The following is a 15,667-nucleotide window of genomic DNA, read 5'->3' as shown; positions in this document are numbered from 1 at the left end:
ACAACAGCCCCTTTCGGAATTGAATTTCTGAAAGGGGTTGTTAAAATAATGACTAGAGAAGGTGATAGAATTGTCTGAAGTGATGTTAGAAATGAAGGACATCATCAAAGATTTTCCTGGAGTTAGAGCACTAGACCATGTTAATTTGAAGGCATATAAAGGAGAAGTATTGGCTTTAGTTGGTGAAAATGGGGCAGGTAAATCAACATTAATGAAAGTATTAAGTGGAGTTCATCCTGCTTCTACTCATGAAGGCGAAATATATATCAAAGGTGAACGGAAAAAATTTGCTAATACAAAAGAAGCAGAATCAGCTGGAGTAGCTATTATTCATCAGGAATTAAATTTAATTCCTGGGATGAGTGTAGCAGAGAATATTTTTCTTGATCGGCAGTATACTAATGGACCAAGTATCAATTGGGGTAAACTATATAATGAAACAGAAAAAGTATTAGCTCGGTTAAATATTTATGATATTGAACCGACAGATTTAATCAAGGATTTAACAGTTGGTAAGCAGCAGATGATTGAGATTGCTAAAGCTTTATCTTTAAATGCAGAAATTTTAGTCTTAGATGAACCGACTTCTGCTTTAACTGATTCAGAAGTTGATGAATTATTTAGAGTAATTAATGAATTAAAAGAACAAGGTGTTTGTATGGTCTTTATCTCTCATAAGATGGAAGAGATTGAACAGATAGCAGATAGAGTAGCTGTCTTAAGAGATGGTAAAAGTATTGGAGATATTACTAAGATTGAAGATATTACTCTAGATGGTATTATTACAAGGATGGTTGGAGATGAAGTAGATGAAATGTTCCCTAAAGAAAAATTTGAGCGGGGAGAAAAAACATTAGAAGTTAGAGATTTAGAAGTAGACCATCCACTGCGTGAAGGAGAAAAGAAAGTAAAGGGAGTCTCTTTTGAAGCTTATAAAGGAGAAATTTTAGGTATTGCAGGTTTAATGGGTTCAGGAAGAACAGAATTAGTTTCTGGAATCTTTGGTGCTTATCCTGATGATACTCATGGTGAAGTTTATATTAGAGGAGATAAAGTTGAGATTAATTCTCCTGAAGAAGCAGTAGAACACGGTATAGGATTAATTCCAGAAGATAGAAAAGAGATTGGTTTACTATTAACTCGAAATGTTGTTGATAATGTTTCTGCAGCTTCCTTAAGTAAGTTTTCTACTATGGGAGTTATGAATGAACAAGAAGAAAGAAAAAATACTAGAGAATATGTAGATCAATTATCAATTAAGACGCCGAGTATAGATGCTAATGTAGCTACTTTAAGTGGTGGTAATCAGCAGAAAGTAGTTATTGGAAAATGGCTAACAACGGATCCGGATATTTTGATTTTAGATGAACCAACGCGTGGTATTGATGTGGGAGCTAAAGTTGAAATTCATCGGTTGATGAATAAATTAGTGGAACAAGGTGTAACGGTAATCATGATTTCGTCTGAATTACCAGAGGTATTAGGTATGAGTGATCGGGTATTAGTAATGTGTGAAGGAGAAGCAGTGGCAACATTAGACCGAGCCGAAGCAACTAAAGAAAAAGTTATGGAATACGCTTCAGGTAACTTTTAAGGATAAATTTTAGTAGGAGGTAAAAAAATGGATAATAATAATAAAGGAACAATGTATTATCTGAAAAAACTGATTGAAGGAAATGGGACTTTATTGGCACTGATTGGATTAGCTATTTTAGTTACTACTTTAGCACCGTCTTTCTTTACGCCAAGAAACTTAACAAATTTAACTAGACAGACAACAATTAGAGGTATTATTGCTGTTACAATGACAATGGTAATCTTATTAGCAGGTATTGACTTATCTGTTGGTTCAATAGTAGGTTTATCAGCAGTAACAGTAACTTTATTGATGCAGGCTGGCTTAGGAGTTTGGGTTTCAGTAATTTTAACTATTCTACTTTGCGGTGTAGGTATTGGCTTATGGAATGGATTTTGGATCGCTAAATATGATATTCATCCGTTCTTGATTACTTTAGGTATGATGACTATTGCCCGTGGTTTAGCAATGGTAATTACTGATGGTAGTTCTGTTCCGGTGCGAAATGATTTATTTGGGGTCATTGGCGGAGGATATATTCCTCAAGTTCCTAGTTTAATTATTTTAGGAATAGCCTTGATAGGAAGTATTTATGCTATTATTAAAGCTAATCAGAAGAAAAAAGAATTCGGGACTGAAGTGAGTAAGTTCGATACAATAGTTAATATGGTAGCAAGTACGGTAGGAATCTTATTTGCTGCAGCAGTATTTGGTAGTTATAAAGGGATTCCAGTGCCAGTAGCTATCTTTGCAGTAATTATAATGATTGGTGTCTTTATTTTAAGAAATACTAAATTAGGTCGAGCAATTTATGCTATTGGTGGTAATGAAGAGGCTTCTCGTTTATCTGGCTTAAATATATTTAAAGTTAAGATGTTTGTCTTTACATCTAATATAGTTTTAGCTAGTATTTCAGGGATTATTCTTGCGTCCCGTTTAAATGGTGCTAACCCTAACTTAGGTAAAATGTTAGAATTAGATGTAATTGCCTCTGTAGCAATTGGAGGTACTAGTTTCACAGGTGGTTATGGACGCATTACAGGATCAATTATTGGTGCATTTGTAATTGGTATTTTAAATAACGGAATGAGTTTATTAGGGATCAACACATTTTACCAGTATATCGTAAAAGGTCTAATTATTATCTTTGCAGTTTGGTATGATACAGTAAGTAGTAAAGAGTAATTTAATAAGAAATAGATTAATTAAATTTGTAATTTTCAATGGAAGCCATCCGGCTTCCATTGTCCAATTTAAATTTAATCTATAATTTTGTGGAGGAAGGTGGATTTAGTGAACTTTTCCTGGCGCAGTCTATCAATTAAATGGAAATTGTTAATAATAATGATGTTGATTGTACTAATCCCTCTAATCATAACTGGTTTCTTTATTCAAAGGTCTAATCAAGATATATTGCGGGGGGAATTAAATAACCAAGGCCAAACTAATTTAAAAGTAGTAAAGAGTTTTTTAGATACTAGAGCAACGAGATTAAAACAGATTGGAACTGGATTGTTGAGAAATACTGAATTAATGAATCAAATTAAGGCTGAACATCCAGCAATGATTTATGTTAAACTAAAAAAAGTAATTGATAGTGAAAGTATTGATTTTGCTACTTTTGTAACCCCTAAGGGAGCTGTAATTCGTCGTGGTAATAATAGCCGTAATTTTCAAGATCAATTACCTTTTCCAAAAGTTTTCAAAAAACTGCGAGAGGAACAAGAGACTTTTAATACTTATGTGAATTATCCTGCAGATGTATTAGCTAAAGAGGATACTCCTAAGAATAAAATTAGTCAACAGTTAGTGGTTAATGGCAACAAGCAGGATGGTTTAGTATTAATGAGTGTAGTTCCTGTTAAAATATTTAATGAATTAGTGGGCGCTTTTGTAGTGGGAGAGATTTTGAATAACAATACTAATTTATATAGTGGGCAACTTAATAATATAGTATTAAACAATTCCAAAAAGAGCGAAACTTATTTTTCTGGTATTAAATTGAAGGAAGATTACGTTACGGCTGCGAATAAATTTTGGAGTCAAAAAACAGGCATAAAAGCTGCACCCCAAGAATTACAAAATAATTATATAATGTTTGAGCAACCGCTAAAAAATGTTGCTGGTGAAAAAGTTGCAACGGTAGCTTATGGTATTTCCAAAGATAAATTAGCTAAAAGTCAACAAGATAATTTATTTACTATGCTGAAAATCATTTTATCTGTAACAGTGGTTGTAATTTTATTAGTGTTATTTATTGCTAATAAAGTGGATGAAAAGATCAATGTTATTTTTGAAAAGTTCAAACAAATTGCTAATGGTGATTTAACCACTCGTTTACAATTCGATAGTAATGATGAGATTGGGAAAATTGTAAGTGAGTTTAATAATATGATTGATGCTCAGCAAAATATTTTAGAACAGGTCTTATCTTCAATTGAAGATATTTCGGCTTATAGTCAACAGTTGTCTGCTTCAGCACAGGAAGGTAATGCAGCTATTGATACTACTACTGATAATGTACAAGATATGATTCAAGGGATTAATCAAATTTCGAGAAGTAGTCAAGAATTAGCGGATTTGGCACAACAAACTTATGAAAAAACAGATGAGGGTCAAAAGTTAATTAATCAAACTATTTCTAAAATGAAAGAAGTGGATAATTCTGTCGAAGAAACTAAAGAAACTATTGATAATTTAGATAACACCTCCCAACGAATTGGGGAAATAGTAGATATGATTAATGAGATTGCAGAACAGACTAATTTATTAGCTTTAAATGCTAGTATTGAAGCAGCTAGGGCGGGAGAAGCTGGAGAAGGTTTTGCAGTAGTAGCAGATGAGATTAAGGATTTAGCAGATGAAACAGCCCAAGCTACAGAGAAAGCCAATCAATTAATCCAAGAAACGCAACAACAGTCACAAAAAGGTCGGCAGGAAATAGATGAAGTTGTTGAAAAAACTGATGAAGGAACAGAATTGATCGAAAAGACTGGCAATGGATTTTCTGAAATTGCAGATTTGATTGAAGATACTAGTGCTTCGACTGAAGAAACTAGTGCCTCCGCTGAAGAATTAGCGGCTAATAGTGATCAAGTTAATACTGCTACTGATGATTTAGATAGTATGTCTTCAGAAATAAGCAGATCTGCGCAGGAATTAGCCCAGTTGGCCCAGGATTTAAAAGGGTTAGTAGAAGATTATGAATTATAAATGCCCTCCTGTGATAAATAAATGATAAAAAAATGGATAAATATAGAGGAATTAAGAGTAAAAAGTAGAAAATATATAATAGTAAATATATTATTTTTTAGGAGGGGTTTGCCATGACTAAAACTAGAAAAAAATTTCATTTATTGGACGAGATCAATGAAAAATTAGCTAGCTGGGAAGATAAAAGAGATAAAGCGCAGCAGATAAAAGGTTATATTCAAGATACTGCTTATAAGCTAACTAAATTTTCTAGCTGTCCCCATCATATTAGAGGAGAAAAAATAGAGATAAATTTTGATTTTGAGGAGCGAGATGGAAACGTACTTAAATTTATTGATAATGGTGAAAAGTTAGAGACATATGATTATGTAGTTCATTTTGAAGAAATTGTTGAACTGTTAGAAAAGGTTTATGATGAATTAGAGGAAGCAGAATTGTCAAACTTAGAAAATAGAGGCTATGATTTTAATGAATTAGCTAATAAAATAGATAAAATACTACAATTAATATAAATTTTCCAAGGAGGTTAAAAAATGCCGATTCATATTGAAGCTGAAGAAAGTGAAGTAGCTGATATTGTATTATTACCTGGTAATCCTCAGAGAGCAAAGTATATGGCAGAAAACTTTTTAGAGGATGTGGAACTATATAATGAATATCGTGAGATGTATGGTTATACTGGAAAATTTAATGGGATAGACGTTTCCATTCAGACTACAGGAATGGGGGTACCATCTATCTCGATTATTTTAGAAGAATTGAAGATGTTGGGAGCAGAAACTTTAATTAGAGTGGGAACTTGTGGTGCTTTAACTCAAGATTTAGATCCCGCTGATTTAATAATAGCTCAATCTGCTGCAACTTCTGGAACAACAATGAATCAATTAGAAGAGGATCTTATTATTGCTCCTCCAGCTGACTTTGAGTTAATTCACAATTTATATCAGAGTGCTTTAAATTTAGATATGCCTGTGCATGTAGGAGAAATTGTAACTTCTGATTATTTTTATGGTAAAGATGATAATTATACTGAACAGTTGAAAAAACTATCAGAACGTGGAGTGTTAGCAGCAGAAATGGAAACAGCTGCTTTATATAATATTGCAGCTAAATATGGGTTAAGAGCTGCTACTGTATTGACAGTTTCTGATCATATTTTTGACCAAACTAGAGCTGATAAAGAGAAAATTCAAGAAGGAGTAGACCGGATGACAGATATGGTTTTAGATACGGTAACTACAGTATTTGGATAATTATTAAAAAGACTTCTCCAAGCGGAGAAGTCTTTTTTAGTTTTTTATTTTAATTGGTATTCAACTCTAAAAGTAGTTTTTAATGTTATTTCTTTAGGAACTTGTGGTTGCTTACGATTAATTTTTTGTTTCTGATTGTTTATATTAGCTGCTTTAAGTTCTTCAATTTTAGTTAATGTTAAAGAATTACTAGCTAATAATTGAGCTAAAGTTTCAGATTTTCTTTTATTTTGCTGTAAAAGATTATTAAATAATTGGATTTCTAATTTTTGAGGATTAGCAAAGAAATAATATGCTTCTTCATAGTCTAATTCTAATTCAGATAAAGAATTATATTGAGCATTATGATAGCGAGGATTATTATCAGCAATTAAATCAATGATCTTTTCTGTGTTAGCTTGAATTTCCTCTGTATTTTTGTGATTAAGAGTTAATTTTAGTTGCACTCTTTTTTCATAAACTTGAGGATTGTTATATCCTGTTTTTTTAATATAAGATGAGTTTATAATTTCCGATTGAGAAATATTTGAACTGCTTAGACTGCTGTTATCAATTAAATCTTTTTTAAATTTTTTAATATAAGTTGTAAATTGATTTTTTAAGTGTGCTTTGTTTTCATCTGCCCCTGTGATTTCCACTGCGATGAATAATGATTGAGGAGTTGCTGTTAAAGTGCTATTAGAAAGTAAAGAAATAGTTTCAGCATGAGCAATTACAGTTACGGTTAAAATTAAAATAAACGTTAAAAATAGAGAAATTAATTTATTATTCATAAATTTCACCTCATTATATTAGATGTTAGATATTATTATACTAAATAATTAAGAAATAATAAAATCTTATATATTTTAAATGTCGAAAAAGGTATTATTTCTTCGAAGGAGAATAATTAAAAGTATAGTGGAACTATTATTTTGGTTGCAAAGCTAAGAAGGTGGGGTGTAAATTATGAATGATATACTCACATTATTAAAAAAAGAGACCAATATTTTGCTTTTAAATACTAGTGATGAAAATTCAAAAATATTGAATGAATTATTAAATGGGGAATACAACATTGATAGTACTGTTGATGATATTGATTATGATTTGATGATAATTGACCAAAGTGATATTAGTGAAATACAGAATAAATTGCAAAAAGTCGCTAAAAAACAAGAATTAAGATTTCTTCCTATTTTATTATTAACTACTAATGAGGCTGAAGAGTATAAAAAATCTGAATATTTATTTGATGATGTGATTCGTAAGCCGATTACTAAAGCAGCATTAAAAATTAGAATTTGTAATTTATTAAATATGCGTGAATTATTTTTGAAATCAAAAGAATTAGAGAAAAAATATTGGGGGATATTCAATAAATTAAATGATGCTGTATTTATTCATAGAATCACTGAAGATGGTTTAGGAGAATTTCTTGAAGTTAATAAAAAAGCTTGTCAAGCTTTAGGTTATAATAAAGAAGAGTTACTCAAAATGTCGCCCCAGGATATTGATAGTTCTATTTTAACTGAAGATGATTATAAAAAAGTTATTAAAACTTTAAAAGAAAAAGGTTCTATACGGTTTAAAACTGAGCATATGACTAAACAAGGAATGAAAATTCCTGTAGAAATTAATGCTCATACTATGGAAATAGATAAGAAGAAAGTAGTTGTCTCTATAGCTAGAGATATTAGTGAACAGCAACAGAGTAAAGAACAATTAGAGATGACTTTATCAAAAGCTAAAAATCTTAGCGTAGGACTGGAGAATTTAATTGACTTATCAAATTATTTAAGTCGTTCTTCATTGCAGAATGAAATTTTATTTTTATCAGATTTATTAGAAGTAGCTCTTAAATTAATAGATGTAGCAGATTATGGTAGTGTTGCTAAATATGATGGAGAACATTGGGTAACTATTAATACAATTGGGTATGGAACTGAACTATTAAAAGAATTAAATTTGAAACGGGATTATTTATATAATTCAGAAGAGCAATTAGCAGAGAAAAAAGTAATTGAAATTTATAATTCGGAAAAAATGAAAGCAGTTTTACCAAGGAAGATAATAGATGAGTTAGATTTAGTATTCAAAGAAATAAAAGAATCACTTTATTTAGATATTTTTCTAAAAGATGATATTAAAAAAATAAGAATTTCATTAGATATTGCTAATAGCAATAATGATCATTTTAGTGATAGTGATAAAAAGATGCTAGAATCATTTAGAAATTTAGCTACTTCATTTTACACTATTAAAGAGTATAATGATTTACAAGGAGCAGTTAAAAGAGAGATAATAATTGCTATGATTAGGACTTTAGAAATTCATGACCAATATACAAAAGGCCATTCAGAGAATGTTGCTGAAGTAGCTAAAAAAATTGCTAAAAAAATGGGATTAAATTCTGAAGAGATAGATAAAATATATTGGGCTGGATTAGTGCATGATATAGGTAAAATTTTAATTAGTAAAAAAATATTAAATAAACCTTCTGCTTTAACTACTCAAGAATATAAAATAATTAAAAAACATCCACAATGGGCTTATAAAATATTAAGTAATTCTAAAAATTTAAAGAAAATAGCTCAATATGTATTATATCATCATGAATACTGGAATGGAGAAGGTTATCCTGAAGGAAAAATAGCAGAAGAAATCCCCCTTGAATCCAGAATTATTTCTGTAGCTGATGCTTGGGATGCCATGACTTCAACTAGATCTTATCGCAAGGCTATGCCAGAGGGTAAAGCTTTAGCAATTATTAAAGAAAATAAAGGAAGTCAATTTGCACCTAGTGTAGTAGACGCTTTTATGCAATTAAAAGAAATTTGAAAATAATAAGGATAGTAGTAAAGTTAAAATTGAATAGTTTGATTTAGATGTTAAATAGATTGTTTATTAGACTACTAGGTAGATTATGACTTGGTAGTCTTTTTTATTGATTAGAAAAAGGTCATTTAAAATTTAAGAAGAAATGATACAATTAGGTTAGAATAATAAAAAAACAATTAAAGTAGGAGGTAATTTAATGGGGTTTTTCGATGATGTAAAATTATTATTTACTGATCAAGATCCTGCTGATACAGAGGAAGATGAAGTAACTGATATTAATCAAGGGCAGAAAAATTCTGGCAGTGGGTTATTTAGTGGTTTACCAATTTGGATTATTTTGTTAGTTTTAATAGCTTTGTATTTATCAACTGGGGTTTATAAAGTAGGACCAAAAGAAGTGGGAGTAGTAAAAAGATTTGGGGAGTATGTGCGGCAGACAGAATCTGGTTTACATTATCATTTGCCGTTTCCAATTGAGGAAGTTCATACGCCAAAAGTAACAAAAGTCAGAAGAATAGAGATTGGATTTAGGACTATTGATCCTGGGCCACCAGCTAGATATGAACAGGTGAAGGATGAATCACTGATGTTAACAGGAGATTTAGCTATTGTATCTGCTGAAGCAGTAGTCAAGTATAAGATCAAAGATCCAATTCAATATTTATTTTGGATTAATAAGCCAAATTCCACAGTCCGTGATGCATCTGAAGCATCTTTGCGACAGGTAATTGGACAGAATAATATTAATGATGTCTTAACAGATAAAAAGACAGAAATTCAATTAGAAGCGAAGGAGTTGCTGCAGAATTTATTGGATGAATATCAAGCGGGAATTCATATTAATAATTTTCTATTCCAAGATGTTTCAGTACCTGAACCAGTACAAGATGCTTATCGTGATGTAGCTAGTGCTAAAGAAGATAAACAGAAAAAAATGAATCAAGCGCAAGCATATCGCAATCAAATAATTCCTGAAGCAAGGGGAGAGGCAGCAGAAATCATCAATAATGCTGAGGCCTATAAGGCAGAGAGAATTGCTGAAGCTGAAGGTGATGTAGCTAGATTTAATCAATTATTAAAACGCTACCATCAAGGAAAAGAAGTAACCCGGACCAGACTTTATTTAGAAACAATGGAAGAAATTCTACCGGAAATGGATAAAGTTATAACAGGCGAAGACTCAAATGGAGTATTAAAGATGTTTAATTTAGATAAATTGAAAGGAGGAACTGAATAGATGAAAAAATTGATTCCGATTGTTCTTGTTTTAGCTATATTATTAATTGCTGCTAATCTTGTCTTTTTTACAGTAGATGAAACTGAACAAGTAATTGTAGTGCAGTTTGGAGACCCGGTTAAAGTTGTGACTGAACCTGGGTTAAACTTTAAAATACCTTTCATCCAAAATACAAGATACTTTGAAACAAGAGTTTTAGAATATGATGCTGAACCTAAAGAAATTTATACAGCAGATGAGAAAAATTTAAAGGTTGATAATTTTGCCCGGTGGCGGATAGTTGATCCACTGTTGTTTTACCAAAGTGCTGGAACTATGAATGCTGCTCAATCTCAGCTTGATGATATAGTTTATTCGGAAGTGAGAGCTGAATTAGGGGAATATACGTTAGATGAAATAATTTCTCCAGAAAGACAAGAAATAATGAAAAATGTGACACAGCAAAGTAATGAAGATAGTGAAAGCTTAGGAATTGAGATTGTAGATGTGCGAATTAAACGAGCGGACTTGCCGGAAAGTAATGCCCAATCTGTTTATGAACGTATGGAATCAAAACGAAAAGAGGAAGCGAATAAATATCGAGCCGAAGGAGAAGAGAAAGCTAAAAATATTCGCTCGCAAGCAGAAAAAGAGAAAAAAATAATTTTAGCAGAAGCTAACAAAAAGGCTAGGACTTTGCGGGGGGAAGGAGATGCAAGAGCTTTAGAAATTTATGCTGAATCTTATAATCAAGATAAAGAATTCTATCAATTTACAAAGACTTTAGAAACTTATAGAAAAACTATGAAAGAAAAGACTACTTTGCTTTTAGCCCCTAATAGTGACTTGTTGAAGTATTTTAATAATATAGATGTGGAAACTAAGTAATTAACTTTCAGTAAAAATAAAAGATTAAATTCAAGTTAAAGACCTCTTGCTTTATAATAAGTAAGAGGTTTTCTTATTGTAATAAATTATGTTATAATCTATATAAAGTGTAGCTTGCTGGTGTGAGATAAAATTGTTTCTTCGCTTATAAATCTAGTTTGATTCGTCTAAATTCGTTCAATTAAAGTGAATTTAACTTAATTTAAATCGAAAATTAAGTTAAATTCACTTTAATTTCACTTCATTAAGACTCATTACCAAACTAGATTTAAATACGCTGCGAAATAATTTTATCTCCCACCAATGCAGTCTTACTTTAAGTGTGGGAGCAGGGATATACCATTTTGAGGTTGCTTATTTTTTGGTTTTGAATTTACTACTAGCCACTAGCTTTTATCTACTAGCTAGTGGCACGATAGTGCAACTTTATATAGAAAGGAGTTAAAGATAGATGTCAAAATATGATTTAATTGTAATTGGAGCAGGAGCAGCAGGATTAATGGCAGCAGGTAAAGCTGCTGAAAGAGGTAAAGATGTATTATTATTAGAGAAAAATGAACAAGTTGGAAAGAAAATTTTGATTACTGGTAAAGGGCGGTGCAATTTAACAAATGACTGCGAAGTTGAAGAAATGATAAATAACTTTCCTGAAACAGGGAAATTTTTATATAGTGCTCTTTATACTTTTAGTAACTGGCATTTGCGTTCTTTCTTTTCAGATTTAGGGGTTGAAACTAAAGTAGAACGCGGAGATAGAGTTTTTCCAGTTAGTGATGATGCGAGAGATATAGTTAAAGCATTGAAGAAGTATATTGAGCAGGCTGGGGTAAAATTAAAATTAAATGCTAAAGTTACAGAGGTTTTAACAGAAGATGATGAAGTTAAGGGAGTAAGAATCGAATCAGGTTCAGAATATAGAGCTGATAATGTTTTAATAGCTGTGGGAGGTAAGGCTTATCCAAGTACTGGTTCTTCTGGTGATGGTTATACTATAGCCAAAGAATTAGGACATAAGGTTAAAGCAGTTAAACCATCGTTGGTTCCTTTAGAAACTAAAGAACAGTGGGTAACAGAAGCTCAAGGTTTAAACTTAAGAAATGTAAGGGCTACTTTAATTGTTAATGGAGAAGAGAAAGAACAGGAATTTGGAGAAATGTTGTTTACTCATTTTGGTATTAGTGGGCCAATTGTTTTAACGCTAAGCCGAGATGCAGTACAGTATTTAGATCAAAATATAGAACTGAGTATTAATTTAAAACCAGCTTTATCATTTGAAAAGCTAGATAATCGCCTGCAGCGTGATTTTGCTAAGTATTCTCGGAAGCAGTTTAAGAATAGCTTGGGAGATTTATTACCTCGTAAATTGATTCCAGTAATAATTGAATTATCTTCTATTCCGTCTGATAAGTTTGTTCATCAAATTACAACGGCAGAAAGAGAAGAACTAATAGAATTATTAACTAATTTAAAATTAACTATTACTTCTACGAGAGGTTTTAGAGAAGCAATTGTAACCACTGGTGGTATAGATACTACAGAGATTGATCCTTCTACTATGGAATCTAAATTAGTGTCTGGATTATACTTTGCTGGTGAAATAATTGATATTGATGGTTATACCGGTGGGTTTAATCTGCAGGCTGCATTTTCAACTGCTTATTTAGTAGGTAGTCAAATTTAAGATTGAATTATGCATGGTCTCCCTCTAAAAAGCATATTATTATATTGAAACTGTGCTTAAAGGGGGAGAATAATGTGCATTATAAATCTGAGTCAATCTTAGAAAGATTTGTTAAGTGGGTTGCTAAGTTAGTTTTAAATGTAGTAGTTGTGGGATTAGTATTATTGGTAACAGTGCAGTTTATAATGAGCAATACTGCTGTAGATAAAAGTTTGCTTTCTAAAGTGCCTTATAGTAAATATATATTGAAATTGGATCAAAGTGATAAATTTTCTCAAACAGCTAAAACTGTATTTGCCCCTCAAGAAGGTACTTTAATTTTTAAATTGCAGGGCAATGATAATCCTTGGCAAGTTAGACTTTTGGTTAATAAAGAAGTAGTAGGTAATTTTGCAGCAGGATTTATTAAAGTTAAAGTTAGACCAGGAGATAAATTGGCAATTGATGCTAGAGGATATAAAGAAGCAATTTGGTTGCAGTTATCAGACATATCAGAAAAAATAGTTTTTCTAAAAGAGGGTCAGCAATTTTGGATAAAGAATGAATATAAGAAGCTAGGAACAGTTAAAGCAAAAGCTAAATTTTAAATTTTTTCTTGCGTTGTTGGAAAATATATGTTAGTATTTTTTACAACAGTAGTTAGTGTAGTATAGTAGAATAGTAGGAGTAAAAAAAGTAGATAATTCAAAATAAAATATAGTTATAAAACTGTAGGATAGTAGTCAGGGTAGAATAGATATAGGGATAAGTGCGCGTACTCCTGACTATAGGGAGTACTTTTTTTAGTTTTTTGGCTTATAAAGTATTATTATTTTAGTTAGTGGGGGAGATTCTATATGGGGAACAAAAATGAGACAAGTAAAAAAGTAGCTTCAGCAGCAATTAAAATGAGTTTAAGTGACCGAGAAGATGAAGATAAAATCAAAACAAAGTATAAAGATACTGAGATGAAGGTAGCAGCAGTTGATTTTGGAGGAGAGTTTAATTCTTCAATCAAAAAGATTGTAGAACGTTCTATTGTGGCTGCAGAACGAGAAGAAGTAATAGATGAAGACAGTCATGCTGAATTAGGTGCAGTAGCAGGAGCAACGAGAGAAGCAATTAGTCAGATTCATTCCAAAGCAACGGGATTTAATGTCGGCGGTAAAATTGGTATTGCCCGCGAAGGTGATCATATTAGTGTTTCTATTTATTTTGCTATTGGCTTATTACATTTAAATGAAATGGCAATCGGCTTGGGGCATAGAGCAGTAACCTAAGAGACCAGCAAAAAGCACTGCATCTAACTTGCACGCTTAATTAGCATAGATTAAAGCAACTAGGGCTACACGGAGAGTTTTTTGTTTTCTAAAAAACTCGGAGGGTAATAACTTTTAAGTAGCAGAGAAGTTAGAATTAGATGGAAGGAGTGGAAGAATGAAAGTACGTGGAATTAGAGGAGCAATTACAGTAACAGAAGATACAGAAAAAGCAATCATTACAGCAACTACTAAATTATTAAATGAAATGATTGCTGCTAATGGATTAGAAGAAGATAATGTAGCATCAGTTACTTTTTCTTTAACACCGGATTTAAATAGTGCATTTCCAGCTGTTGCAGCAAGAGAGTTAGGGTGGGATAATGTTGCTTTGTTTTGTTGTCAGGAGTTAGCAATCAATGATGCACTTGATAAATGCATTAGAATACTAATTCATTATAATACTGATAAAAAATTAGGAGAATTAAATCATATTTATTTAAAAGATGCTAAAAAGTTAAGACCAGATTTAGCTGAGGAGGGAGTAGGAAAAAATGGCGAATAAAAAAGATTTGATTCGTGAAGAAATTTTAAGTATTAAACCTTATGTACCAGGGAAACCAATTGAAGAAGTAAAAAGAGAGTTAGGTTTAGAAGAAGTAATTAAGTTAGCTTCTAATGAGAATCCTTTAGGAGCATCGCAATCTGCTATTGATGTGATGAAAAAAGCAGCAGAAGATGTACATATTTATCCTGATGGTAATGTTTATCGTCTGCGTAAGAAGTTAAGTGAAAAGTTAGGAGTAGCAGAGAATGAATTAACTTTTGGTAATGGCTCTGATGAAATAGTAATTATGCTGGGCCAAGCTTTTATGAATCCAGATGATGAGATTATTATGGCAGAAACTACTTTTAGTGAATATAGATTTTCGGCTAATATTATGGGAGGAAATATAGTGCAAGTTCCTTTAAAAGATTACACCCATGATTTAGACGCGATGCTAGAAGCAGTTACTGAACAAACTAAAATGATATTTGTTTGTAATCCTAATAATCCAACTGGTACAATGGTAGGGCAGGAAGAAGTAGAAGAATTTTTAGAAGAAGTTCCTGATGATGTTTTAGTTATTTTTGATGAAGCTTATAGTGAGTATGCGACTAGTGATGATTATCCTGAGACAATTGATTATTTAGATGATTATGATAATTTAATTATTTTAAGAACTTTTTCTAAAATTCATGGTTTAGCAGGGTTGAGAATTGGTTATGGAATTGCTGATGAAGAAATTATTTCTTATATAGACCGAGTGAGACAACCTTTCAATATTGGAGCCTTGGCCCAAAAAGCTGCTATTGCTAGTCTAGAGGATGAAGAACATGTGCAGCAGAGTTTAGAATATAATCAGCAGGGCAAAAAATATTTATATCAGCAATTTGAAGAATTAGGTTTAGATTATGTGCCAACACAAACTAATTTCATTTTGGTAGATATAGAGCAAGATAACAATCAGGTATTTCAAGAAATGTTAGAACGCGGCGTAATTATTAGAAGTATGGATTCTTATGGTTATGATACTAAGATTCGCGTTACAATTGGACTACCTGATGAGAATAAAAGATTTATTAAGGAGTTGAAAGAAGTAATTAGGGATTAGTGAAGCAGTAAGAATAGTAACAAGTGAAGAGTGAAACAGTGAAATGATTTCCAAAAATTGTTTTATGTAGAGATTTGGCAATGCTAAATCTAATCCCATCACAATCTAGATAATGCCTAGGATAAAA

At 31.6% G+C, this 15,667-nt stretch carries 14 protein-coding genes; 13 read left to right on the top strand and 1 reads right to left on the bottom strand.

What is annotated here, in order from left to right:
- Positions 1–70: 70 nt before the first annotated feature.
- The 5 genes from JOC47_RS06610 to JOC47_RS06590 all read left to right on the top strand — a co-directional run bounded on the left by JOC47_RS06610 (position 71) and on the right by JOC47_RS06590 (position 6,042).
- The gene (locus JOC47_RS06610) at positions 71–1,594 is read left to right on the top strand and encodes a sugar ABC transporter ATP-binding protein (protein WP_369127963.1); all 1,524 of its coding nucleotides are present in this window, start codon (positions 71–73) and stop codon (positions 1,592–1,594) included.
- A 27-nt stretch (positions 1,595–1,621) separates the two neighbouring features.
- Positions 1,622–2,761: a sugar ABC transporter permease gene (locus JOC47_RS06605; RefSeq protein WP_239550955.1), complete on the top strand. Its 1,140-nt coding sequence runs from the start codon at positions 1,622–1,624 to the stop codon at positions 2,759–2,761.
- A 99-nt stretch (positions 2,762–2,860) separates the two neighbouring features.
- Positions 2,861–4,789, top strand: a complete 1,929-nt coding sequence (locus JOC47_RS15900; RefSeq protein ID WP_204701265.1) for a methyl-accepting chemotaxis protein — start codon at positions 2,861–2,863, stop codon at positions 4,787–4,789.
- 113 nt (positions 4,790–4,902) lie between these two features.
- Complete coding sequence (locus tag JOC47_RS06595) at positions 4,903–5,301, top strand: hypothetical protein (RefSeq protein WP_204701264.1); 399 nt, start codon at positions 4,903–4,905, stop codon at positions 5,299–5,301.
- A gap of 21 nt (positions 5,302–5,322) precedes the next feature.
- Positions 5,323–6,042 carry a DeoD-type purine-nucleoside phosphorylase gene (locus JOC47_RS06590; protein WP_204701263.1) on the top strand — a complete coding sequence of 240 codons (720 nt, stop codon included), beginning with the start codon at positions 5,323–5,325 and terminating at the stop codon, positions 6,040–6,042.
- A gap of 44 nt (positions 6,043–6,086) precedes the next feature.
- Here the strand turns inward: JOC47_RS06590 and JOC47_RS06585 are convergent, their stop codons facing one another.
- A complete protein-coding gene (locus JOC47_RS06585; RefSeq protein ID WP_204701262.1) occupies positions 6,087–6,815 on the bottom strand; it encodes a hypothetical protein in 729 nt (242 codons plus the stop codon).
- A 175-nt stretch (positions 6,816–6,990) separates the two neighbouring features.
- Between JOC47_RS06585 and JOC47_RS06580 the strand changes: the two genes are divergently transcribed.
- From JOC47_RS06580 to hisC, 8 genes are all read left to right on the top strand, one after another.
- Entirely contained in the window at positions 6,991–8,862 is a 1,872-nt protein-coding gene (locus JOC47_RS06580; RefSeq protein WP_204701261.1) for an HD domain-containing phosphohydrolase, read from the top strand.
- Positions 8,863–9,058: 196 nt separating this feature from the next.
- On the top strand, positions 9,059–10,099 hold the full coding sequence (gene hflK / locus JOC47_RS06575; protein ID WP_204701260.1) for an FtsH protease activity modulator HflK: 1,041 nt from the start codon (positions 9,059–9,061) through the stop codon (positions 10,097–10,099).
- Positions 10,100–10,966: a protease modulator HflC gene (hflC, locus tag JOC47_RS06570; RefSeq protein WP_204701259.1), complete on the top strand. Its 867-nt coding sequence runs from the start codon at positions 10,100–10,102 to the stop codon at positions 10,964–10,966.
- Between the two features lie 451 nt (positions 10,967–11,417).
- Positions 11,418–12,647, top strand: a complete 1,230-nt coding sequence (locus JOC47_RS06565) for a BaiN/RdsA family NAD(P)/FAD-dependent oxidoreductase (protein WP_204701258.1) — start codon at positions 11,418–11,420, stop codon at positions 12,645–12,647.
- Between the two features lie 74 nt (positions 12,648–12,721).
- The gene (locus tag JOC47_RS06560; protein ID WP_204701257.1) at positions 12,722–13,234 is read left to right on the top strand and encodes a hypothetical protein; all 513 of its coding nucleotides are present in this window, start codon (positions 12,722–12,724) and stop codon (positions 13,232–13,234) included.
- A gap of 249 nt (positions 13,235–13,483) precedes the next feature.
- Positions 13,484–13,906 carry a HutP family protein gene (locus tag JOC47_RS06555; RefSeq protein ID WP_204701256.1) on the top strand — a complete coding sequence of 141 codons (423 nt, stop codon included), beginning with the start codon at positions 13,484–13,486 and terminating at the stop codon, positions 13,904–13,906.
- Positions 13,907–14,063: 157 nt separating this feature from the next.
- Positions 14,064–14,450: a chorismate mutase gene (gene aroH, locus JOC47_RS06550; protein ID WP_204701255.1), complete on the top strand. Its 387-nt coding sequence runs from the start codon at positions 14,064–14,066 to the stop codon at positions 14,448–14,450.
- Positions 14,440–15,540, top strand: coding sequence for a histidinol-phosphate transaminase (gene hisC / locus JOC47_RS06545; protein ID WP_204701254.1), 1,101 nt, complete (start codon positions 14,440–14,442; stop codon positions 15,538–15,540). Before aroH ends, hisC begins: the two co-directional genes overlap by 11 nt.
- Positions 15,541–15,667 lie beyond the last annotated feature (127 nt).

This window comes from Halanaerobacter jeridensis (assembly GCF_016908315.1).
Lineage (GTDB): Bacteria > Bacillota > Halanaerobiia > Halobacteroidales > Halobacteroidaceae > Halanaerobacter > Halanaerobacter jeridensis.
Note: the sequence above shows the minus strand (reverse complement) of the source record. Positions and strands in the feature narration are given on the sequence as shown.